18 protein-coding genes are annotated in these 22358 nt (G+C 65.7%); 10 read left to right on the top strand and 8 right to left on the bottom strand.

From position 1 onward, the window contains the following. Positions 1-73: 73 nt before the first annotated feature. The 5 genes from X728_RS165095 to X728_RS165075 form a co-directional block, all read right to left on the bottom strand. On the bottom strand, positions 74-1180 hold the full coding sequence (locus tag X728_RS165095; protein ID WP_023701524.1) for an isopenicillin N synthase family oxygenase: 1107 nt from the start codon (positions 1178-1180) through the stop codon (positions 74-76). Between the two features lie 136 nt (positions 1181-1316). Further along, on the bottom strand, positions 1317-1973 hold the full coding sequence (locus X728_RS165090) for a methionine ABC transporter permease (protein WP_023668578.1): 657 nt from the start codon (positions 1971-1973) through the stop codon (positions 1317-1319). Then, on the bottom strand, positions 1954-3042 hold the full coding sequence (locus X728_RS165085; RefSeq protein WP_023704825.1) for a methionine ABC transporter ATP-binding protein: 1089 nt from the start codon (positions 3040-3042) through the stop codon (positions 1954-1956). The genes X728_RS165090 and X728_RS165085 overlap by 20 nt, the downstream gene beginning before the upstream one ends. Before the next feature lie 83 nt (positions 3043-3125). After that, positions 3126-3980 (bottom strand): MetQ/NlpA family lipoprotein, encoded by an 855-nt coding sequence (locus tag X728_RS165080; RefSeq protein WP_023668580.1) that lies wholly within the window; start codon positions 3978-3980, stop codon positions 3126-3128. 172 nt (positions 3981-4152) lie between these two features. Beyond that, positions 4153-4836, bottom strand: a complete 684-nt coding sequence (locus X728_RS165075; RefSeq protein WP_023668581.1) for an SDR family NAD(P)-dependent oxidoreductase — start codon at positions 4834-4836, stop codon at positions 4153-4155. Positions 4837-5049: 213 nt separating this feature from the next. On the opposite strand from X728_RS165075, the gene X728_RS165070 reads away from it, so the two are divergent. Then, positions 5050-6165: an anhydro-N-acetylmuramic acid kinase gene (locus X728_RS165070; protein WP_023709179.1), complete on the top strand. Its 1116-nt coding sequence runs from the start codon at positions 5050-5052 to the stop codon at positions 6163-6165. On the opposite strand, the gene X728_RS165065 is transcribed toward X728_RS165070, so the two are convergent. Beyond that, positions 6162-6581: a GNAT family N-acetyltransferase gene (locus tag X728_RS165065; protein ID WP_023692175.1), complete on the bottom strand. Its 420-nt coding sequence runs from the start codon at positions 6579-6581 to the stop codon at positions 6162-6164. The two genes, X728_RS165070 and X728_RS165065, sit on opposite strands and share 4 nt — an antisense overlap. Before the next feature lie 60 nt (positions 6582-6641). After that, on the bottom strand, positions 6642-7820 hold the full coding sequence (locus tag X728_RS165060; protein ID WP_023701530.1) for an MFS transporter: 1179 nt from the start codon (positions 7818-7820) through the stop codon (positions 6642-6644). Positions 7821-7868: 48 nt separating this feature from the next. Here X728_RS165060 and X728_RS165055 point away from each other — a divergent pair, with 48 nt between their 5' ends. From X728_RS165055 to X728_RS165030, 6 genes are all read left to right on the top strand, one after another. Next, positions 7869-8408 (top strand): Lrp/AsnC family transcriptional regulator, encoded by a 540-nt coding sequence (locus X728_RS165055; protein ID WP_023687041.1) that lies wholly within the window; start codon positions 7869-7871, stop codon positions 8406-8408. Positions 8409-8506: 98 nt separating this feature from the next. Continuing rightward, positions 8507-9910: an SWIM zinc finger family protein gene (locus X728_RS165050; protein WP_023830346.1), complete on the top strand. Its 1404-nt coding sequence runs from the start codon at positions 8507-8509 to the stop codon at positions 9908-9910. Next, positions 9907-11343, top strand: coding sequence for a DUF5691 domain-containing protein (locus tag X728_RS165045; protein ID WP_023830347.1), 1437 nt, complete (start codon positions 9907-9909; stop codon positions 11341-11343). The genes X728_RS165050 and X728_RS165045 overlap by 4 nt, the downstream gene beginning before the upstream one ends. Positions 11344-11362: 19 nt before the next feature. Next, a complete protein-coding gene (locus tag X728_RS165040) occupies positions 11363-12442 on the top strand; it encodes an AAA family ATPase (protein ID WP_023687038.1) in 1080 nt (359 codons plus the stop codon). A 4-nt stretch (positions 12443-12446) separates the two neighbouring features. Further along, positions 12447-14699, top strand: a complete 2253-nt coding sequence (locus X728_RS165035) for a DUF5682 family protein (RefSeq protein ID WP_023830348.1) — start codon at positions 12447-12449, stop codon at positions 14697-14699. Between the two features lie 2 nt (positions 14700-14701). Next, positions 14702-15937 (top strand): VWA domain-containing protein, encoded by a 1236-nt coding sequence (locus X728_RS165030; RefSeq protein ID WP_023830349.1) that lies wholly within the window; start codon positions 14702-14704, stop codon positions 15935-15937. Here the strand turns inward: X728_RS165030 and tssH are convergent, their stop codons facing one another. After that, positions 15938-18757, bottom strand: coding sequence for a type VI secretion system ATPase TssH (gene tssH / locus X728_RS165025; protein ID WP_023830350.1), 2820 nt, complete (start codon positions 18755-18757; stop codon positions 15938-15940). 323 nt (positions 18758-19080) lie between these two features. On the opposite strand from tssH, the gene tssA reads away from it, so the two are divergent. Genes tssA through tssC form a run of 3 tightly spaced genes read left to right on the top strand, consistent with a single transcriptional unit; the run spans position 19081 to position 22311 of the window. Further along, positions 19081-20259, top strand: coding sequence for a type VI secretion system protein TssA (gene tssA / locus X728_RS165020; protein WP_023830351.1), 1179 nt, complete (start codon positions 19081-19083; stop codon positions 20257-20259). A gap of 6 nt (positions 20260-20265) precedes the next feature. Continuing rightward, positions 20266-20802: a type VI secretion system contractile sheath small subunit gene (gene tssB, locus X728_RS165015; protein ID WP_023673718.1), complete on the top strand. Its 537-nt coding sequence runs from the start codon at positions 20266-20268 to the stop codon at positions 20800-20802. Positions 20803-20805: 3 nt separating this feature from the next. Beyond that, positions 20806-22311 (top strand): type VI secretion system contractile sheath large subunit, encoded by a 1506-nt coding sequence (gene tssC / locus X728_RS165010; protein ID WP_023682611.1) that lies wholly within the window; start codon positions 20806-20808, stop codon positions 22309-22311. Positions 22312-22358 lie beyond the last annotated feature (47 nt).

Consider the following 22358-nt stretch of genomic DNA (forward strand, 5'->3'; position numbering starts at 1 on the left):
CAATAGAAGGTCAAGAACCTTCAGAGGGGAACACCGCTCGGTGGAATGGGAGGAAACCGCCGAACGATAATTCCTATATGCGCGTATTCGCGGCAGATGGCGACGAACGGCTTTCTAAAACAACGCGAGATTCGGAAATTTCGATCTCGTTTTGAAAGATTTCAGCCGGTGAGGCGCCGGTTTCCAGGAGATCGGCGTAGTGCCGGCGCGCCACGTCGGGATGCGAGCGCAGGCGGCTCTTCAGCACATTGGTGCCGACATTGCGAAACAGCGGATTGTCGGGATCGCTGGCCGGGCCCCGCGCCTCGGCCGCCAGTTCCTCGGGCAGGTCGAGCAGCGGAATCGTGGCGTCGAGCCGGGCGCTGAAGAAGAACGGGACCGAGACGCGCTCGACGCCGGCCGGCGGTGTCACCACACGGTGGACTGTCGCCCGGAGATAGCCGTTCGACGCCAGTTCGAGCAGTTCGCCGATGTTGACCACCAGCGTGTCGGGCAGCGGATCGACGTCGACCCAGGCACCGTCATATTCGACCTGCAGCCCCTTGCTCTCGTCCTGCAACAGAAGCGTCAGGAAACCGCCATCCTTGTGCGCGCCGACGCCCTGGTTGTCGCCGGTGGCGTCGCGGCCGGGGTAGCGCACGATCTTCATGCGATGGTTGGGCTCGGCCCGGTAGACGGGATCGAAGGCGTCCTCGGCCTGATCGAGCGACAAAGCGAAGGCCCGGAGCAGCCGGATCGCCACCGCCGTCGCCTTGGCCTGCCATGCGAGTAGCGCCGGCTTCAGCTCGGGCAGCGTGGCCGGCCACTGGTTGGGCCCTTGCAGCCGCGTCCAGGCGGGCACGCCGGGGCCTTGTTCGATGGCCGGGCGTTCGACGCCGATGTCGAGCTGTTCGCGCCAGTCGGCCTTGCCTTTGGTCAGCTCGCCGCCGGCGCGCGTATAGCCGCGGAACTGCGAGGACTTCACCATTTCGATCGCCAGTTTGTCGGCTTCCGGCAAGGCAAAGAACCGGCGCGAGGCGTCGAGCACTTCTGCGGTATCCGCAGCCGATATGCCGTGGCCGGTCAAATAGAAGAAGCCGACATCGCGCGCGGCCGTGCGCAGGTCGAAGAGAAACGTTCGCCGCTCGGAAGCGCCCTGTTCGAGACGGCCGAGATCAAGCACGGGTACGATCCTGGGCATGGTCAAGCTCCTTGTTCCGCTGTCACGGTGGCACGCAGGCCGGTCCGATCAAAGCAACGCGCAATCCAATCTCGGCGCCGATAGAGAAAGCCGGCGCTGCGTTTGGCAGCCTGCCGGCAAATAACGTTCGTGGCGCTCATCCGCGCCGGTCCAGCCTGGCGACCAGCCGGTCACCGACCCACTGGATGCCGCAAACGAGGATGATCAGCACAATGACCACGGCGACCATGACGCTGGTCTCAAAACGCTGGTAGCCATAGCGGATGGCGAGGTCGCCAAGCCCGCCGGCACCGATGGCGCCGGCCATGGCCGAGGCACCGATCAGCGTTACCAGCGTCACCGTGAAACCGGCGACGATGCCGGGCAATGCTTCGGGCACCAGCACCTCGCGGATGATCGTCCAGCGGTTGCCGCCCATGGCGCGCGCCGCCTCGATCAGGCCGCGATCGACCTCGCGCAGCGACACTTCGGCGATGCGGGCATAGTAAGGCGTCGCCGCAATCGACAACGGCACGATCGCCGCCCAGGTGCCGATCGAGGTGCCGACGATCAGCCGCGTCACCGGGATCAGCGCCACCAGAAGGATGATGAAAGGCACCGAGCGGAAGCCGTTGATGACGGCGCCGAGCGCGCGGTTCACCCACAGGCTTTCGGCAATGCCGCCGCGCTCGGTGGCAATCAATGCCAGGCCGAGCGGCAGCCCGAAGACGAGCGAGATGAGGCCCGATGCCGCCGTCATGAGGACCGTCTCCCAGATCGAGCGCAGCAGAAGTTCAAACAGAACCGGCGACATGGCCAAGCACCTCCACCCGTGCGTCGCGGGCCTTCAGGAATGCGATTACTTTCGACAGATGTTTCGGATCGTTGCCCGCGACCGCAAGGAACAGCGTGCCGACCGGCTGCTGCTGGACATGGTCGATGCCACCATGGACGAGGCGGAACGGCCCCGGCACCGCCACCGCAAGATCGGACAGCAGCGGACCGCGCGCGGCCTCACCTGCGACGTCGACCCTGAGGATGAGCTCGGCGCCGCCTCCGGGAGCAAGCCGGCCGGCAATCTCGGCCGGCAGTTGCGGGCGGATGCCGCCGAGCAGGCTCCTGGTGATTTCGGAACGCGGCTCGGCAAAGACCGACCACACCGGGCCTTGCTCGACGATGCGCCCGGCATCGATCACCGCGACGCGGTCGGCGATCGAGCGGATCACCTCCATCTCGTGGGTGATGAGCAGGATGGTCAGGCCGAGCTGCCGGTTGATGTCTTTCAGCAAGGCCAGGATGGAGCGCGTCGTCTCCGGATCGAGCGCTGAGGTCGCCTCGTCGGACAGCAGCAGCGCTGGCCGCGCGGCCAGCGCCCTGGCGATGCCGACGCGCTGCTTCTGGCCGCCCGACAGCGAGGACGGATAGGCCTTCGCCTTCTCCGACAGGCCGACGAGGTGGAGCAATTCGGCGGCGCGCGCCAGCCGTTCGGCCTTTGGGCGGCCCTCGATCTTCAGCGGCAGCGCGACATTGTCCTCCACGGTCTTGGCCGACAGCAGATTGAAGTGCTGGAAGATCATGCCGATGCGACGCCGCAGCGGCTGCAATTCACGCTCGCCGAGCCGGCCGATCTCGCGGCCCTCGATGAAGACGTCGCCGGAGTCCGGCCGCTCCAGCCCGTTGAGGCAGCGGATCAGCGTCGACTTGCCGGCTCCGCTGCGGCCGATGATGCCGAGGATCTCGCCCTTCTTCACCGTCAGCGAGACGCCGTCGAGCGCAGGCGTCGCGCCAAAGCGGCGCTTGAGGTCGACGAGGCGTACGACATCTTCTTGCCCGGCCGATATATTGACCGGACCGGATGCCTCGGCCGTGACGTGCTGGTTCATCTCACTGTCCGTTTCAACGCTCGACAAATGCGACAGCGGCCCGCTCAACAGCGGGCCGCCTGCTCCTGACAACCAGGCGCCAATCAATAGGCGCTGATCCCGGTGCCCTTGTAGACCTTGTCGAACTCGGCCTTGACCGCCTCGTTCTGGTAGGACGCGACCAGCGTCTTCACCCACGCCTCGTTCTCGTTGCCGGATTTCACGGCGATGAAGTTGCGGTAGGGGTTGTCGGCCACTGGCTCCTGGGCGATGCGGTTGTCCGGGCCGAGACCGCTCTTCAGCGCCCAGTCGGTGTTGACGACAGCCGCGTCGAGATCCTCGACCGAGCGGCCGACAATGCCGGCGTCCAGTTCCTTGATGACGACCTTCTTAGGGTTCTCGGCAATGTCGGCGGTGGTCGCCAGGATGCCGGTGCCGTCCTTCAGCTTGATCACGCCTTCGTTCTGCAGAACGCGCAACGCGCGGCCCTCATTCGAGGGGTCGTTGGGCAAGCCGATGACGGCGCCTTCGGGCAGGTCGGCAACCTTGGTGTATTTCTTGGAGTAGAGGCCGATCGGCCAGACGCCGGTGTAGCCGACGCGCACGATGTGGTACCCTTGGGTCTTGATCTGGTTGTCGAGATAGGGCTGGTGCTGGAAGGCGTTGGCGTCGATCTCGCCGCGCTCGAGCGCCTCGTTGGGCTGGGTGTAGTCGTTGAACACCACGGTCTCGACGGTCAGGCCTTTTTCGGCGGCCTGGGCGACGACGACGCGCCAGACATCCTCATCCTCGCCGCTGATGATGCCGACCTTGATAGACTTCTTGTCCTCGGCGAAGGACGGCGTCGGCTGAGCCAGACCGGCAAGCGTGACGGCCGAGGCAAAAAGTGCCGCAAGGGCAGCTCGCCGGCTGATGGCTGAAAAAAGAAGAGAGCTGGAAGCGTTTCCGCGTTCGGACATTGTCGATCCCTCGTAATCCTGAAGTCATTGCGGCGAGGTGGAATACCAAGCCTTGACGACATCATCGGCAATGCTGCTTGCCGGATCAAAGAACCGCATTTCTTCTCAAACACGAAGCCGGGAATATTCTCTCAAAGATTTCGCAATTGCGAGAACGGTCACGCCGGACCGGTCAGAATGTCTCGACAAAGGGCCGCAGCTCGACCTCGAAGCTCCAGGCGCTGCGATGCTGGCGATGGGTCGCGAGATAGGTCTGCGCGATCGCATCGGGCGACAGCTGGCTGTCCGGTCGCTCGGGCTTCGTCCCGACCGGCTCGATCTGGCCGTCGATAATGAAATGGGCGACATGGATGTTCTTCGGGAAGAGTTCGCGCGCCATCGACTGAGCCAGACCGCGCAGGCCGAATTTCGGCATGGCAAAGCCGGCGGAGTTGGGAAAGCCCTTGATGCTGGCGGAGGCGCCGGTGAAAAGAATCGAACCGGAGCCGCGCGCAAGCAGCCGCCGCGCCGCTTGCTGGCCGACCAGGAAGCCGCCATAGGCGCCGACAAGCAAGGCTTGTTTGACCGCATCGGGATCGACCTCGGCGATCGGGCCGCGCGTGCGGCCGCTGGCATTGAAGACGGCAAGGGCCAGCGGGCCTTGCTTGTCGGCGGCGTCAAACAGGCCGGCGACGGAGGCCGGATCGGCGACGTCGGTTTCGACGGCCAGCGCGCCGGTTTCCCCGACCAGCGCCGCGAGTTTGGCCGTGTTGCGGGCGGCCAGCACCACACGATAGCCTTCCGTGGTGAGAAGGCGTGCCAAAGAGGCGCTCAGGCCCGCACCCGCGCCGGCGATCACTGCGACTTCGGATGCCATGTCGTTTCTCCTTGGCGATGACGTGTTCGTCTCATAGCTGGCGTCTTGAGCGGCGAGACGCAAGAACGGCGTTGCTCGATTTTCGCTGTTCGGTGAAAAACTCTGCCGGCAGGTTCGGAGCAATCGACCGCGGCCAGGGTCTTGCCTGGCGAGACAATCCGTCCGACAGGTGATTGCGTTGGAATCGCAAACGGTGTCGCAAGGGAGTCGACCGTGGAACCAATCTGGGCCGTCGGCCTGATGACCGGCACCGTGCTTGACGGCAATATCGACGTGGCGCTGATCAAGACCGATGGCGAGCGGATCGCCGATTTCGGCACCTATACGCTGGCCCCCTACCCCGCAGCGATCCGTGCCTTGCTGGAGGAGACGCTGCGTCAGGCCCGGGTGTGGAATTTCGACGGGCCCGAGCCGGCGATCTTTGCCGAAGCCGAGGAGGCGCTGACGCGGGCGCAGTCGGCGGCGGTGAAGGACCTTGTCGAAAGCTACGGCCTAACCATAGGCGATATCGGCGTGGTCGGTTTTCACGGCCAAACCGTGCTGCATCGTGCCCCGCAACCCGGGCGGCGCGGCGATACGCGCCAGTTGGGCGATGGCGCGCTGATGCATTCCATTTTGGGCGCCAAGGTCGCCTATGATTTCCGCTCGGACGATGTGCGCGCTGGCGGCCAGGGCGCACCACTGGCGGCTGCCTACCACGCGGCGCTTTTGAGGGAAGCCGACGCCAGCGGGGACACCGCTGTGCTCAATCTCGGCGGTGTCGGCAACGTCACTTGGTGGGACGGCAAGGACAACATCGTCGCCTTCGACACTGGCCCGGCCAACGCGCCGCTCAACGATTTCATCAAGGCAAACGGCCTCGGCGAGATGGACCGCGACGGCGCACTGGGCGCGGCCGGCACCGTCGATGAAGTGCGGCTGGCCAAATTGCTCCAGCATCCGTATCTGACCAAGCCCTATCCGAAATCGCTCGACCGTTTCGACTTCGGCGCCGCCATGGCCGACGGCCTCAGCGCAGAGGATGGGGCGGCGACGCTGACGGCCTTCACCGTCTCGGCCGTCGGCAAGGCGCTCGATTTGTTGCCGCGCCGGCCGAAGCGCCTAGCGGTCAGTGGCGGCGGCCGCCGCAACCCGACGATGATGGCGATGCTGGCGAGGCGCGCCAACGTCGAGGTGGTGCAGGCCGAGACACTGGGCTGGAAAGGCGATGCGGTGGAGGCCGAATGCTTTGCCTTCCTTGCCGTGCGCGTGCTGCGCGGCCTGCCGATCAGCTTTCCCAGCACCACCGGCGTGCCGCGGCCGATGCAAGGCGGGCGGCTGGCAGGTTAGAGCTTCTTCTGCAGGAAGATGCGGCTGCGGCCGATGGGAAAGTCAGGCAGCTCGCCGAAACGCCGGTAGCCTTGCCGCTCATAGACTTTGGCCGCTGTCGGATTGAACGTGTCGATCCAGGCGGTCTGGCAGCCCCGGGCGACTGCTTCGCGCTCGGCAGCGTCCAACATGTCGCCGGCCATATGCTGGCCGCGCAGGCGTTCGTCGACCCACAGCCATTGCACATAGAGCCAGCCCCAGGCGGTGTATCCCGAAATGCCGGCGACGACAGCGCCGTGCTCGTCACGAACGAAGACCGCGATCGGCTTGCGGCCGGAGGGGCCGACATCGCCGTCATTGAACGCCGTCAGCCGCTCGGCCAGGAAGGCGAGGTCGTCTGACGAGGGGTCGGCAGTGGTTTCAAGCGTCGTCTTCATCCGGGCGGGGCTCGCATGGCAAGCCAAGCTCTAGCGAAGGACGGGATGAGGACGCAAGCTTTACGGCTTGATGGGCGGCGGCGACCGCCATGACCCCGCTGCTGCCGCAACCAGCATCAGCACGGCGGCAACGATCGCGCAGATGGCAAAGCCGAATGTCGAATAAAGCGGCCCGAAGCTGGTGGTGCCGATGAAGACGGCGAGGTAGGTGACCGAGCTGTTCAGGCCCATGATGGTGCCGCGGCGCGACGGATCGAGCGCGGTAAGGCGCATCACCAGCACGTTCAGGCCGAAATGATTGGCAAGGCCCCAGATGGCGATCATAGCCAGGATCAGCACGAAATTGCTGCTTGCGAGCGCGATCGCGACATAGACGACGGCGACCAGCAGATAGGCGAAAGGCATGACGCGCCGTGCGCCGATGCGGTCGATGACGCCGTCGAGGAAGGCCGCGGCGCCGAAGCCGGCGCCATAGGCGAGCGCGGCCAGCGCATTGGCGCTGACGGGCTCGCCCAGATCCTGGTGCAGATGATCGCCGAGATAGCCGTAGACGCCGTAAAAAGCGGTCATGAAGGCGGTGCAGGCGATGAGCAGCGGCACGATCCCCGGAATGGCCAGCGCAACGAACGGCGACGGCGCCGGGCCGCCCTTCCTGACGTCGCTGAGCGAGGTCATCGACAAGGCAGCAAGCGCAATGGCGGAAAGCACCGCGACGGCGGCGAAGACGGCGCGCCAGTGCACGAGATCGGCAAGCACGGCCGACAGCGACACGCCGGCCACCATGGAGACCGTCCAGCCGGTCAGCACGACGCCGATCGTGCCGCTTTCACGGCCGGGCGGCGCAATTGCCGCTGCACTGGTATAGATGGCCGGCATGGCGACGCCCGCGGCGATGCCGGCGACGGCCTGGGCCGCGACCAGCATGATCACCGTCGGCGCCAGCGCGCTGGCGAGAAGGCCGACCGCCAGCAACAGCAGAGCGCCCTGCAGCATGCGGCGGGCGCCGACGCCGTCGATATAGCGGGCGAGGAACAACGCGCTGGCGGAAGTGCCGAGGCCGAAGGCGGCCGACGCGGCCATCACCGCCGGCACGCTGGTGCCGAAGGATGCGGCGACTGCCGGAGCAATTGGACCCAGGACCAGCGAGTTCGAGCCGATGACGGCGATGCAGCCGGTCAGGAGATAGGCCAGCGCCGGGATCGGCTGATGGAGCGTTGCAGCTTGATGCGCGTTCGTCATCGGGTCATAATGGCCGAACTGAATTCCGCGACAACAAGGAATTTCGATATGGACGAAGAAACAGATGGGGTTCTGCAGAACAAGGTAGCTCCCCGAGAGCTCGACGCAATCGACCGAAAAATATTAGGCGTGCTGGTCGAGGATGCGACGATCAGCTACGCCGAACTTGGCGAACGCGTCTGCCTGTCGCCGCCGGCGGCGCATGAGCGGGTCAAGCGCCTGCGGCGCAGCGGCGCCATCCGCGGCACCGCTGTGATCATCGACCCGAAGGCGGTGAAGAAGCCGCTGCTCACCTTCGTGCATATCGATACCAAGGGCTGGGGCAAGACACCGGAGCTGATGGCCGTCTCCCAATATCCTGAGGTCGAGGAAATCCATTCGGTGGCCGGCGACACCTGCATGCTTCTGAAGGTCCGCACCGAGGACACCAGGGCGCTCGAAGGCCTGCTGGCGCGTCTCTACGAAACGCCCGGCGTCACCTCGACGCGAAGCTATGTCGTGCTGTCGACCTATCTCGAGCGCCCGGTGCAGCCCGAGATCACGGCGCAATGGCCGACGCCCCGGCATATGGCCACGCCGTTGTACTGATCTGCGCTATCTTCGTCTTGCCGGGGCCACAACAATCCTTCACAAACGGCACCCTATATTGATGCCAGGCATTGATTTGGGGTGACAAGAGGCGCGGCTTGGAATTCGAACTGAAAACCATCGAGGCGCTGGCCCCCGATCAGGCGTCGCTAAGCGCCGCCTCGAAGCTCACCAAGCGCTCGAACTGGCCGCGGCTGGAGAAGAACGAGCAGCAGGCGCTGATCTGGGGCGAATGCCAGGGCTCGGGATCCAACCCCTATCGCACCGTCGTCGACACCGGCGACCACGGCTACAAATGCACCTGCCCGTCGCGAAAATTTCCCTGCAAGCACACGCTGGCGCTGATGTGGATCGCCGCCACGGCGCCGGCCAGCTTCACATCAGCCGAAACAACGCCGGAATGGGTCAATGACTGGCTTGGCCGGCGCAGGAAGACTGCGCCCCCGCCGGTCGACGCAAAGCCTGGCAGGGGCGCGTCTGGCAAGAGCATTGGCGAGGCCTCGCAGGCGGAGGAAAGCACCGTCGATGACGCCGCCGCGGCGGAGCGCCGCGAGACGGCGCAGCGCAAGCGGGCGGAAGATACGCGCACCGCGGTGGCAGGCGCGCTGGACGAACTCGACCAGTGGATTGCCGACCAGCTGCGGCTCGGCCTTTCCGCCTTTGCCGACGCCAGCAGCGAGCGCTGCCGCCGCATTGCGGCGCGGCTTGTCGACATGAAGGCGACGGCGCTTGCCGGACGCATCGACGAAATCCCGGCCCGGCTAATGGCGCTGCGCAGCGAGGAACGGCCGGACGCGGCGATCCGCGAACTCGGCAAGCTGGTGCTGCTGGCCAAAGCCTGGCGCTCGGCGCCCGACGATCCCGAGCTGAAGCGACTGGTGTCGGCGTCCGAAACCCGCGACCAGGTTCTGTCCAGTCCCGACGCGAAGCAGGTCGACAGCCATTGGGAGGTCGTCGGCGAGAAGATCGAGACCCGCCGCGACGGTCTCGTCAGCCATTCGACCTGGCTGCTCGATCTGAAAAGCCCGACGCCGCAGTTTGGGCTGCTGCTCGATTTCTTTCCGGCTTCGGCCGGCCGCCGCTCGGCGGCGTTCACGCCCGGTGACCGGTTCCACGCCCGCCTGGTATTCTACCCGTCGCGCCAGCCACTGCGGGCCTTGGTGGCGGAGCGCAAGGGCGACGTCGTGTCGGGCGCCTGGCCGGATTTCGGCCTCGACGCTGTCAAGGACCCGCTCGCGGCGCATGCGGCGCACCAGGACGCAGCGCCCTGGTCGACCGATAGCCCGCTGATGCTGCCTGCCGGCGCGATCCTGCTCGATGAGCGCGGCACCGCCTGGTGGCAAGCGGCGCACGACCCGCAAGGGACCGCCCTGCCTGTTAGCGGGACCGTCGATCAGACCGTGCTTGGCCTCGACCTCGCGGCCACGGCAGCGCTTTGGAACGGCGCGCGGCTCGATCTGCTGGCCGCGCAAAGCGGCTTCGGGAGGCTCGATCTGTCATGAACGAGCTCGAACTAACCGGCCTGGCGACGATGCGCGACTGCTGGATCACCGGCGGAACCGCGTTCGATCTGGCGCCAACCGCATGGAAGGAGATCGCGGGTGGCGCAAGCCCAGACGAACGGGAGCGACGTCTGCTGGCGATCGCGGCGCAGGCGCTCGATGTCGGCCTGCGGCCGTCGGCGCCGAAGACGCTGAAGCGGCGCCCGCCGCTGCCGAGGCTTGGCCTGCCGCTGCTGCCGGAGCGGTTGCGGCCGCTGTTGCGGGCGGCCCTGAAGAACGCCGCCGATGCGCAGCGCAAGTCGCGTGTCGCGACGCTCGTCGCCAGCCGCGGCTACGTGCTGCATCCGATGGACTGGATGCCGTCGGCATCAGACCAGAACAGCCCTGACATCTATGCGCCGTGGATCGACTGGCAGGCCAGCGTCGAAGGGCTGAAGATTGCCCCGCAGGAGCAGCTGACGGCGCAGAACTGGGATGACTTTTACCCCGCCGCGCGCCGTATCGCGTTGGCCGAGATGCGCCGTCGCGATCCGGCCACGGCCCGCAGCCTGATGGAAGCCAAGGCGACGGGCGAGCCGGCTGAAGTCCGGCTGGCGCTCATCGAACTCATGCATTGCAACCTGACGCCCACGGACGCGCCATTCCTGAAAAGCCTGGCAACCGACCGCTCCGGCAAGGTGCAGGAGCTGGCAGGCCGGCTGCTGGCAAGGCTGGGCGAGCATGGCCGGCCGGGCAACGACGGAGCCGACGACCCCGTTGCCGAACTCGCCGCCTTCATCACAGAAGGCAAATCCGGCTTCATCCGCCGCCGCACCACCTACACGCCGGCAAAACTCAAATCGGCTGCGCAAGAAAAGCGCCGCGCCGAATTGTTCGAGACCTGCAACCTGGTCGACCTCGCTTCCCGATTTGGGGTCAGCGAATCCGATTTCATTGCAACCTGGCAATTCGGTGCCGACAAAAATGCGGACATCCAGATCTCACGAATGGTGGCAGCGTCGGGCAGCGACGCTGCCGTAACGCAGATGGCCGACACGCTGATCGCCGAGGGTGGCAAGCCGGCACTGTTCGTGCTGCACCTGACACCGCGCCTGGATAGCCGCAGGAAGCGTGTCCTGGTCAGATTGATCCTGAAAGATACGCCGCAGTATGTTAGCACGCTCACCCTTGCCGAGGGCTTCGAAGCCAACTGGCTGGATTGGCCCGACCTGACGAACGGCCAGAGCTTGGCGGCATTGCGTTCGGCTGTCGCCGGCAATGATGACGCGATGAAGCGAACCGTCGACGACCTGTTGGAAACTTTGGGCTTTCTGGCCACTGCGGCGACAGCGGAAAAATTGATCGAGCATGTCGTTGCGGCCGGCATGCCGCCGGCGGCAGCCTCGCTCGCTTTCCTGCGCCTCAACGCGGCCCTGACGGGAACCAACCCATGACAATCCGGAGAACAGCACCATGAACGCAGCCATCCGCCTCCCTGTCGAGCAGGCCTATGCCGCTGAACTGCAGGCGCTGGCGCGCAACGACGAACGCCAGAAGCCGGCCGGATGGAGCTTGTCGCCGAAGGCCGTGCTGACCTATCTGCTCGGCGGCAAGGCAAGCGACGGCACCGTGATATCGCCGAAATATGTTGGTCGCCGCCGGCTGATGGAAACCGCGGTGGCGACACTCGCTACCGACCGCGCGCTGCTGTTGCTCGGCGTTCCCGGCACCGCCAAGTCCTGGGTGTCGGAACATCTCGCCGCCGCCATCATGGGCAACTCGACGCTGATCGTGCAGTGCACGGCCGGCACCGACGAGAACCAGGTCCGCTACGGCTGGAACTATGCGCAGCTTTTGGCCAAAGGGCCGAGCCAGGAGGCGCTGGTGCCGACGCCGCTCTACCGCGCCATGGAGAGCGGCAAGCTATGCCGGCTAGAGGAACTGACGCGCATGGGCTCGGACGTGCAGGACACGCTGATCACCGTGCTGTCGGAAAAGATGATGCCGATCCCGGAGCTCAACACCTCGCTCTATGCCCAGCGCGGCTTCAACATCATCGCCACCGCCAACAATCGCGACAAGGGCGTCAACGAACTGTCCTCGGCGCTCAAGCGCCGCTTCAATGTGGTGGTTCTGCCGCTGCCCGAAGACATGGCCGAAGAGGTGGCGATCGTCTCCAAGCGGGTCGACGAGATGGCCGGCGGCCTCGACCTGCCGGTGCCGAAGAATGTCGGCGAGGAGATTGCGCGCGTGCTGACCATTTTCCGCGAGCTGCGCTCGGGCGCAACCGCTGACGGCAAGGTGACGCTGAAGACGCCTTCGGGTTCATTGTCGACCGCCGAGGCGATCGCCACCATGGTCGGCGGCCTCAGCCAGGCGGCGTGGTTCGACAGCGGCAAACTCGGCGCCGAAGGCCTCGCCGCCAGCCTTGTCGGAGCGATCGTCAAGGACCCGGTGCAGGACAAGGTGGTGCTGGAGGAATATCTCGAAACGGTGCTCAAGAAGCGGCCGGACTATGCCGGCTATTACGCGGCACTGAACGCAGCGATCTGAGGTCATGAGCGACGTCGCCTATTTCGGCATCCGCCATCACGGGCCGGGCTCCGCCGACAGCCTGGTGCAGGCGCTGCGGGACTTGCAGCCGGTCGCGGTGCTGATCGAAGGGCCGAGCGACGCGTCCGCCCTGCTGCCATTGCTGGCGCGCCCGCAGATGCAGCCGCCGGTGGCGCTGCTCTGCTACCCCGAGGACGACCCGGCCGCGACAAGTTTCTGGCCGTTCGCCGAGTTCTCGCCGGAATACCAGGCGGCGGTGTGGGCGGTGGAGAACAAGGCGGCATTGCGGTTCATCGACCTGCCGTCATCGGCACGGTTCGCGGCACCGGCAACCGACGACACCGACAAAACGGCTGACGCCGACAAGCCCGAACCCAAGGACGAAACCGGTGAGGATGGCGAGCCCGCATCGCATCGCGACCCGATCGGCACGCTGGCTGCGGCCGCCGGCTATGAAGATGGCGAAAGCTGGTGGGCCGACATTATCGAGCAGAATCCGCAGCCGGGTCCAATCTTCGCTGCCATCACCGATGCGATGACGACGCTGCGCGACGGCGAAGGTGCGATCGCGCCGTTCGAGGCCAAGCGTGAAGCGCATATGCGATTGGAAATCGCTGCCGCGCGCAAGGAATTCGCCGGACCGATCGCCGTCGTCTGCGGCGCATGGCATGTGCCGGCCCTGCAGGCCGCGCACACGCAGAAGAACGACCAGGTGCTGATCAAGGGAATTGCCCGGCGCAAAGGCATCATGACATGGGCGCCATGGACCGGGCCGCGTCTTGCGCTGGGCTATGGTTATGGCGCTGGCGTCGTCGCGCCCGGCTGGTGCAAGCATCTGTGGCGCACACGAGGGCGGCGCGACGCCGCGACGCTGTGGCTGGCGACGATCGCGGCGGTGCTGCGGGCGAAGGGCCATCTGGTGTCGACCGCGTCGCTGATCGAGGCCGAGCGGCTTGCGCGCACACTGGCTGCCATTCGCGAGCGGCCGAAGCCCGGCTTCGAGGAATTGCGCGATGCCGCGATCGCGGCGCTGTTCAACGGCGAAGCGGTGCTGTGGGCGCTGGTCGAGGCCGAGCTGCTTTTGGGCGCGGATGTCGGCGAGATTCCGCCCGACACGCCGCTGGCGCCGCTGATCGAGGACCTGCAGCGGAACCAGAAGGCGGCGCGGCTGAAGCCGGAGGCGCTGGAACGCGAGCTGTCGGTCGATCTGCGCAGCGAAAGCGGACTGTTTCGTTCGACATTGCTGCACCGGCTGAACGTGCTTGGCGTGCAATGGGGCAGGCTGGCCGACGCCGGCCGCAGCCGCGGCACCTTTCGCGAAAAATGGACGCTGGCCTGGGAGCCGGAATATGCCGTGCGCCTGGTCGAGAACCTGATCTACGGCCCGACTATCGAAAAGGCCGCCAATGGCCGCCTGATCCAGATGCTCGGTGCGGCCGCGAGCCTCGACACGCTTGCCGCCCTTGTCCAGAGCGCCATTACGGCGGATCTGTCGGAGGCCGCGAGCGCCGGCCTTGTAGCGTTGGAGGCGCGCGCAGCGCACAGCAGCGAATGCCTGGAGATGCTGGCCTCGGTGCCGCCGCTTGCCGACATCATCCGTTACGGCGAGGCGCGCAAGACCGAAACCAACCGGCTGTCCGGTTTGTTGGAACGGCTGATCGTCGAAGGCGCGATCGCGCTGCCCTATGCGGTGCGCGACCTGGACGAGCAGGCCGCCACCACGCTGGTCGGTGCTGTGCGCAAGGCCGACGCGGCGATCCGGCTGGTCGAGCCCGGCGAAGGCGTGCTCGATGCATGGCGCAACGGCCTGACCGGCGTGCTGGAAGGTCCGCGCTCGACGGCGCTGCTCGCCGGCTGCGCCGCGCATCTGCTCTATGAAGCCGGCCAACTGTCGGCAGAGGACGCCGCCGGGCTACTCGGACGCAGGCTGTCGCCGGGGACGCCGGTCGCCCAGGCAGCGGGGTTCTTCGAAGGTTTCTTCAGCACTGCCGGCCAGCGGCTGATCTACGACGAGGGCCTGCGCGGCGCCGTCGATGGGTGGCTTAAATCGCTCGACGAGGACGCTTTCATCGCGCATCTGCCATTGCTGCGCCGCGTCTTCTCCAATCTGGACTCGATGGAGCGGCGGCGGTTGATCGAGGCCGTGCTCGGCCGCACCGCAAGGTTGCCGGCCGGCCTGACGCCGGCGCGGGATGGCGGCGAGGGCTGGCGCCGTCACCTGGAGCGGCTTGGGCCATTGCTGGCGGGCGGAGTGTGACAATGGATGACGAAGCCGAAGTGCCCGAACCCGGCCCAGCATCCTCCGATAGCGGGCGCGAGCGCCGCTGGCGGCTGGCGATCGGCGCCGATGACGAGGCTTCCTCCGCCCTATCCAGTGATGACAAAAAACTGTCTTCGGCGCTCGATGCGCTTTACGGCGACGGCGCCAATGCCGATGCCGACCCGCGCAAGCGGCGCGGCGGGCTCGGCCGCTCGGCGCCACGCGTGGCGCAATGGATGGGCGATATCCGCTCCTTCTTTCCCGCCCAGGTGGTCCAGATCGTCCAGAAGGATGCCTTTGAGCGGCTGAACCTGAAGCAGATGCTGATGGAGCCGGAATTCCTCAAGGCGATCGAGGCCGACGTCAATCTCGTCGCCGACCTGATCTCGCTGCGTTCGGTGATGCCGGCCAAGACCAAGGATATCGCCCGCACCATCATCGCCGACATCGTTGCCAAGCTGATGCAGCGGCTGGAGCAGAAGACCGCCGAGGCGATCCGTGGCGCGCTCGACAAGTCGCGACGCACCAACCGGCCGCGCCAACGCGACATCGACTGGCCGCGCACCATCTCGGCCAATCTTCGCCACTACCAGCCTGAGCACAAAACCGTCGTGCCGGAAAAACTGGTCGGCTTCATGCGCAAGCAACGCCGGCTGGTCGATCTCGACGAAGTGGTGCTGTGCGTCGACCAGTCCGGCTCGATGGCGAGCTCGGTGATCTACGCCTCGATTTTCGCCGCGGTGATAGCGTCGCTGCCGGTCGTGCGCACCAAGCTGGTCTGTTTCGACACGGCCATCGTCGACCTGACCGAAGAGCTCAGCGACCCGGTCGAGGTGCTGTTTGGCGTGCAGCTCGGCGGCGGCACCGACATCAACCAGGCGGTCGCCTATTGCGCCGACCGCATCGAGCGGCCGACCAAATCCCACTTCGTGCTGATCACCGACCTCTATGAGGGCGGCAACGGCCAGGACTTGCTGCGGCGGCTTGCGGCGCTGGTCCGGTCCGGCGTCAATGTCATCGTGCTGCTGGCGCTGACCGATCAGGGCCGGCCGGGCTATGATCCGGCGATGTCGGCTTCGGTCGCGGCACTTGGCATACCGGTCTTCGCCTGCACGCCGGACCTGTTTCCCGACATGACGGCGGCGGCGTTGCGGCGCGAGGATATCGGCGCCTGGGCAGCCGGCGCCGACATCAAGCTGATCCGCGCCGAGACGGAGCCGAGCAGTCAGGCCTGACTATTCGAACGAATAGGCAAACCCGTCGGTGGAAGCGCTGACGGTCACCTTGGTCATCTTCTCGCCGTCGAGCGACCGGTTCAGCACGCCGCGGCTGAGTTCCGGCAGCAGCGTGTTGGTGAGGATGGCGTCGATCATGCGGCCACCGGACTCGATTTCGGTGCAGCGCGCCTTGACCAGCGCCATGACGCCGTCGCCGATCACCAGTTCGGCGTCGTGGCTGGCGCGCAGCCGCCGCGCGATCTTGCCGAACTGATGGCGGGTGATGGCCTCGATCATCGAATCCGAGAGCGGATAGTAAGGGATGGTCACGACGCGGCCGAGGAAGGCCGCTGGAAACACCTTCAGCAGTGGAGCGCGCAGGGCAGCATCGAGGCCGTCGAGCCCTGTCCTCACCGTGCCGTTGCCGGTCCGCTCCATGATGACTTCGGAGCCGACATTGGACGTCAGCAGGATCAGCGTGTTCTTGAAGTCGATGCGCCTTCCCTCGCTGTCATCCATCATGCCCTTGTCGAAGACCTGGAAAAAGATCTCGTGGACGTCGGGATGCGCCTTCTCGACCTCGTCGAGCAGGATCACCGAATAGGGTTTTCGGCGCACGGCCTCGGTGAGAATGCCACCCTTGCCGTAGCCGACATAGCCGGGCGGTGCGCCCTTGAGCGTCGAGACGGTGTGCGCCTCCTGGAATTCGGACATGTTGATCGAGATCAGGTTCTGCTCGCCGCCATAGAGCGTCTCGGCCAGCGCCAGGGCCGTCTCGGTCTTGCCCACACCGGAGGGGCCGCAGAGCAGGAACACGCCGACCGGCTTTTCCGGCGCTCCGAGCCCGGCGCGGCTGGTCTGCACGCGCTTGGCGATCATCTCCATGGCGTGATCCTGGCCGACGACTCGTTCGGACAAAGTGTCGGCGAGCTTGAGCGCCTTTTCGGTCTGGCTGGACAGCATCCGTCCCGTCGGGATGCCGGTCCAGTCCTGAACCACGGCAGCTACCGCATTGCGGTCGACCGATGGCAGGATCAGCGGCGTCTCGCCTTGCGCGGTGGCAAGCTCGGCCATGAGTTCACGCAGCCGCGCCAGATCGGCGACAGGATCTGACGGCGCAGCTTCGGCAGCCGGCGCTTCGGTCTCGGACGCTTTGGCCTTCGGCTTTTCAGGCTTGAACGTTCCGGCCTTGGGCGTCTCGGCCTTGGGCGTCTCGGCCTTCGGTACCTTGGTCTTTTCTTCGTCCGGCGCTGCTGGTTCGGCATCGGTCTCGGCTGTCGCCACCGCATCGAGCGGCACGCCGTCGCCGCGCAGCCGCGCGCGCAGTTCGAGGATCTCGGCAACCAGCGCCTTTTCGCGCTCCCAGCGCTCCTCGGCGGCGGCGAGCATGGTCCCGGTCTCAGCGAGCCCGGCCTCGACCCGCGCCTGCCGGTCAGTTACTTCGATGCCGATCGCGGCCTCGCGGCCGATGATGCCGCTTTCGACCTCGAGCGCCTGGCGGCGCCGCAAAATGTCCTCGACCTCGGCCGGCGTCGCATGCTGCGAGATCGCCACCCTGGCGCAAGCGGTGTCGAGCAGGCTGACCGCCTTGTCGGGCAATTGCCGCGCCGGGATGTAGCGATGCGACAGGCCGACCGCCGCCTCGATCGCCTCGTCCAGGATCTGCACTTCGTGATGCTGTTCGAGCACGCCGGCTACACCGCGCAGCATGAGCACGGCGACCGCTTCCGACGGCTCGTCGATCTTGACCACCTGGAAACGGCGGGTCAGCGCCGGGTCCTTTTCGATGTGCTGCTTGTATTCGGCCCAGGTGGTTGCGGCGATGGTGCGCAATTCGCCGCGCGCCAGCGCCGGCTTCAAGAGATTGGCGGCGTCGCCGGTTCCGGCGGCACCACCGGCGCCGATCAGCGTGTGCGCCTCGTCGATGAACAGGATGACCGGCGTCTCGGAGGATTGGACCTCGTCGATGACCGCCTTCAGGCGCTTCTCGAACTCGCCCTTGACGCTGGCCCCGGCCTGCATCAGGCCGATGTCGAGCATGCGCACGCTGATGCCTTGCAGCGGCGGCGGCACGTCGCCCTGGGCGATGCGCAGGGCAAAGCCCTCGACCACCGCGGTCTTGCCGACACCGGCCTCGCCGGTCAGGATCGGGTTGTTCTGCCGGCGCCGCATCAGGATATCAATGATCTGCCGGATCTCCGGGTCTCGGCCGACGACCGGGTCGATCTTGCCTTCATGGGCGCGCTGGGTGAGGTCTGTGGCGTATTTGGCCAGCGCGGAATCCCCGCCCGGAGCTCGCCGCGGCGCCTCCGCGGTGGGAGCCACTGCTGCCGTGGCGCCGGCTTCGAGCGAACCGTCCACCACCTCGGCAAAGCGGGCGATGACCCCGTCGGCGTCGATCTTGTCGAATTCGCCGCTGATCTTCGCCATCAGGCCTTCCAGCACCGGCGTCTTCAGGCAGGCGAGCACGATATAGGCGCTGCGGACCTCCTCCATGCCAAATTCCAGCGTCGCCAGGTTCCAGGCTTCCTGGATGGCGTGGAAAATGTGGTCGGAAAATTCCTCGATCGAGGTGGCGCCGTAGGGCAGCTTGTCGACGGCGCGGGTCATTTCGCTGGTAAGCCGGCTGGCATCGACGCCGGCATCGGCAATGATCATCTGCACATCCGAACGCTCGGACAGCACCAGTTGTTCTATGAAATGGACGAGTTCGACGTAAGGATTGCCGCGCAGCTTGGCGCTGTCGGCGGCGGCCTTGAAGGCGCGCAGGCAGACCGGATTGAGCTTGCCAACCAGTTCCTTGCGTTTGAACCCCTGCGACGACCGGCGCTGTTCCATCGAACGTGCTCCTGCAATCTGCCCGTCGACAGCCTGCCACATAAGCAGCCGCTTGACAAAGCGCTTGATGCAGCCGGCCTTTCTCTTTGTGGAGAGTCCCGCACCGCCAAATGCAGACAACCACGATTTTTTCTAATCCTATGCGATGCGCTTCACATACGAGGTTGGGCAGGCGCGCCATGAATTGCGCCATTCGAGGCGCAGTTGCACCGACATTCATTAGCGCTCATTAACTTTTGAGCGGATGGCGAATTGTGGGAATATGCAACCGTGTGCTAACGTTGGGTCACGTACGGTTTTAGAGCCGGTCGCCGGGGGTATCTGTGATCGATCTCGCACTCTGGCTTGCTCCGCTGGACGGTGAAAATCCGTCAGGCGAAGACTTGCGCAACGATCCGGCTTTTCATGAGCTGGAGCGGCTCACGGAGCCGCAGGTCAAGGTCGTCCATGACGGGCGCAACAAGCCAGCCGCGCAATCGACCATTCCGGTCGACTGGCCTGCCGTGCTCGGCAAGGCCGAGGAGTTGCGTTCGCATGGCCGCGACCTGCGCCTGCTTGTCATTGTCGCCCGGGCGCTGGCCAATGAAGAGGGATTGGCCGGACTGGCACAGGGCCTGACCCTGATTGCAAGGACCTTCGAGACGCATTGGGAGACGATGCACCCGGCGCTGCGTCCCGGCGGCCAGCCGCGCGACGCCGCCTTGCGCCGCCTCAACGCGCTGGCCGACCTGCAGAACGGCCAGGAAGGCCTGCTGGCGAACCTCAGGCAGATGGTCTTCTTCGCGCCGCGTCCCATCGGGCCGATCAGCGGACGCGATCTCGAACAGGGTGCGCTCGACGATCGCGTCATGCTTCAGGAAGCGGCGTCGGGATTGAATGCCACGGAGAAGGCAGCGCTGGTCAGCGCGCACGGACAGCTCCTGAACCGGGTGGGCAGCGGTTGTGCCGCCCATCAGGACCAGGCCGGTGAACAGATGACAGCGCTCATCGCCGGGGCGCACGCAGCGATCGAGGCGCTCGACGCGGTCGATACGGCCCTGAATGCCCGTCTTGACGGCAACGGGGCTGCCGTCCCGGACCTGAAACGATTTTTGCAGCGCGTGCTGACGACGCTGGAACGCAACACGGCGGTCGAGACCACGGAAGAGGCAGCGACGAAGGGGGCTGCCAGCCCGGCTGCTCCCCCGGCAAGCCCGGCCGCGCCGGTCAGAAACGGTCATGGAGCCGAGACGATGGCAAGCTACGCGGAGACCGGTGCGGGGCTCCCGGACAGGATTTCCTCGCGCGACGATGTGGTGAAGTGCCTCGACCTTGTGGTCGCGTTCTACGACCGCACCGAGCCCTCGAGTCCGATCCCGCATCTCGCCCGCCGGGTGCGCAGGATGGTGCACATGGATTTCGTTGAACTGATGGAAGACCTCGCCCCGTCGGGGCTCAAGGAATTCCGGCTGCTCGCCGGCGTTCCCGACGCCAAGAAGACTGCCCAGAAGGATGAAAGGTAGCAACACATGCCAGCCGAAAGCAAAGCGAAGGTCATCGAGCGAAATCGCGCCCCGCGCGTGCAGATCGCCTACGATGTCGAAACCTACGGCAGCCCGACGACGATCGAACTGCCGTTCGTCATGGGCGTGATGGCCGACCTGTCGGGCGCATCGCAGACCAGGGAAGCGTCCAAGACGGTGCTCGACCGTTCCTTTGTCGAGACCGATGCCAACCGCTTCCCCAAATTCATGGAAGCGCTGGGACCCAGGGTCAAGGCGCGGGTGAAGAACACGCTGCCGCAGGCCGAGGGACAGGAGCGCGACGAAGAACTGGCGCTCGACCTGACCTTCACCAAGATGGGCGATTTCGCCCCCGACAAGATCGCCGAACAGGTCCCGCAACTGGCCGAAATCCTCAAGATGCGGCGCCAGCTCGAGGAGCTGCTCGGCTTCATGGACGGCCGCGTCGATGCCGAAAAGCGCATAGCCCAATTGCTGAACAACCAGCCGTTGCTTGGCCAGATCGCCGCCCAGGCGCTGTCCGACGACAAGGGTGAGGAATAGATCATGGCCGAACAGCAAAAGACCGCAGCATCCGTCGCCGAGGCCGAGGCCGTCGATCTCGGTGAATTCAGCCAGCTGCTGGAGAAGGACTTCAAGGTCAAGAAGGACGACAGCGAGAAGCTGCAGCAGCTGGTTCGCAACCTGGCGCTGGCGGCGCAGTCGCGCTCCGAGACGACGACGATTTCGTCCAACTCGATCAAGTCGATCAAGTCGTTGATCGCCGGCATCGACAAGATGCTGACGACCCAGGTCAACGAAATCCTGCACGCGCCGGAAGTGCGGCAGATGGAAGGCACCTGGCGCGGCCTCTGGTATCTCATCAATAACACCGAGACGGATCAGAAGCTGAAGATCCGGGTGATGAACATTTCCAAGGAGCAGCTGGCCGATACGCTCGAAGACTATGAAGGCCAGATGTGGGACCAGAGCCCGATCTTCAAGAAGGTCTACACCGACGAGTATTCGATGCTCGGCGGCGAACCGATCGGCTGCGTCATCGGCGCCTACGAGTTCTCCAACCACCCGCGCGACGTCGGCCTGTTGCGCAACATCTCCGGCATCTGCGCCTCGGCGCACACGCCGTTCATCGCCGCCGCCTCGCCACGGCTGTTCCGCATGGACAGCTGGCAGGAACTGCCCAACCCGCAGGACCTGCAGCAGATCGTCTCCAACCCGGCCTACGCCTCGTGGCAATCGCTGCGCGAGAGCGAGGATGCGCGCTATATCGGGCTGACCATGCCGCGCGTGCTGGCGCGGCTGCCCTACGGCTCGGAGACCGTGCCGGTCAAGGGCTTCTCCTTCGAGGAGGAAGTGCAGGGCGATCACAACAAATATGTCTGGATGAACGCCGCCTTCCCGATGGGCGTCAACATCAACCGCAGCCACAAGCTCTATGGCTGGGGCACGCAGATCCGCGGCGTCGAGAATGGCGGCACGGTGCTCAACCTGCCGGTGCACTCATTCCCGACCGATGACGGCTCGATTGCGATGAAGTGCCCGACGGAAGTCGCCATCGACGACCGGCGCGAAGCGGAACTGGCCAAGCTCGGGCTGATGCCGATCCTGCACCGCAAGAACACCGATCTCGCGGCCTTCATCGGCGCCCATTCGCTGCAGGACGATGAGACGCGGGCGGGCCGCCTGGTCGACCCCGACGCCCAGTCCAACGAGCGGCTCTCCGCCAACCTGCCCTATCTGTTCCCGGTCTCGCGCTTCGCCCACTACCTCAAGGCGATTGCGCGCGACAAGGTCGGCTCGTTCAAGGAACGCACCGACATGCAGATCTGGTTGACCGAATGGATCAACCGGTACGTGCTGGCCAACCCGGCCTTCGCCGACGACAAGGCGCGCGCCAAGCGTCCGCTTGCCGCCGCCGAGGTGCAGGTCGACAGCGTGGAGGGCCGGCCGGGCTACTACAACGCCCGCTTCTATCTGCGCCCGCACTACCAGCTGGAGGGCATCAACGCCTCACTCAGGCTGGTGTCGGAATTGCCGTCCGTGAAGACCTGATTGCAGCAACCAACCTTTGTTTGAAAGCGGTGGAGAACGAAAATGCC

Source organism: Mesorhizobium sp. L103C119B0 (assembly GCF_000502235.1).
Classification (GTDB): Bacteria; Pseudomonadota; Alphaproteobacteria; order Rhizobiales; family Rhizobiaceae; genus Mesorhizobium.

Excerpts from the sequence above, each read along its gene's own strand:
- X728_RS165030 (WP_023830349.1), top strand. The coding sequence starts at position 14,702 with ATGGATGACGAAGCCGAAGTGCCCGAACCCGGCCCAGCATCCTCCGAT.
- X728_RS165075 (WP_023668581.1), bottom strand. The coding sequence starts at position 4,836 with ATGGCATCCGAAGTCGCAGTGATCGCCGGCGCGGGTGCGGGCCTGAGC.
- X728_RS165035 (WP_023830348.1), top strand. The coding sequence starts at position 12,447 with ATGAGCGACGTCGCCTATTTCGGCATCCGCCATCACGGGCCGGGCTCC.
- tssB (WP_023673718.1), top strand. The coding sequence starts at position 20,266 with ATGCCAGCCGAAAGCAAAGCGAAGGTCATCGAGCGAAATCGCGCCCCG.
- X728_RS165045 (WP_023830347.1), top strand. The coding sequence starts at position 9,907 with ATGAACGAGCTCGAACTAACCGGCCTGGCGACGATGCGCGACTGCTGG.
- X728_RS165085 (WP_023704825.1), bottom strand. The coding sequence starts at position 3,042 with ATGAACCAGCACGTCACGGCCGAGGCATCCGGTCCGGTCAATATATCG.
- X728_RS165090 (WP_023668578.1), bottom strand. The coding sequence starts at position 1,973 with ATGTCGCCGGTTCTGTTTGAACTTCTGCTGCGCTCGATCTGGGAGACG.
- tssC (WP_023682611.1), top strand. The coding sequence starts at position 20,806 with ATGGCCGAACAGCAAAAGACCGCAGCATCCGTCGCCGAGGCCGAGGCC.
- X728_RS165060 (WP_023701530.1), bottom strand. The coding sequence starts at position 7,820 with ATGACGAACGCGCATCAAGCTGCAACGCTCCATCAGCCGATCCCGGCG.
- X728_RS165040 (WP_023687038.1), top strand. The coding sequence starts at position 11,363 with ATGAACGCAGCCATCCGCCTCCCTGTCGAGCAGGCCTATGCCGCTGAA.
- X728_RS165055 (WP_023687041.1), top strand. The coding sequence starts at position 7,869 with ATGGACGAAGAAACAGATGGGGTTCTGCAGAACAAGGTAGCTCCCCGA.
- X728_RS165065 (WP_023692175.1), bottom strand. The coding sequence starts at position 6,581 with ATGAAGACGACGCTTGAAACCACTGCCGACCCCTCGTCAGACGACCTC.
- X728_RS165080 (WP_023668580.1), bottom strand. The coding sequence starts at position 3,980 with ATGTCCGAACGCGGAAACGCTTCCAGCTCTCTTCTTTTTTCAGCCATC.
- X728_RS165095 (WP_023701524.1), bottom strand. The coding sequence starts at position 1,180 with ATGCCCAGGATCGTACCCGTGCTTGATCTCGGCCGTCTCGAACAGGGC.
- tssH (WP_023830350.1), bottom strand. The coding sequence starts at position 18,757 with ATGGAACAGCGCCGGTCGTCGCAGGGGTTCAAACGCAAGGAACTGGTT.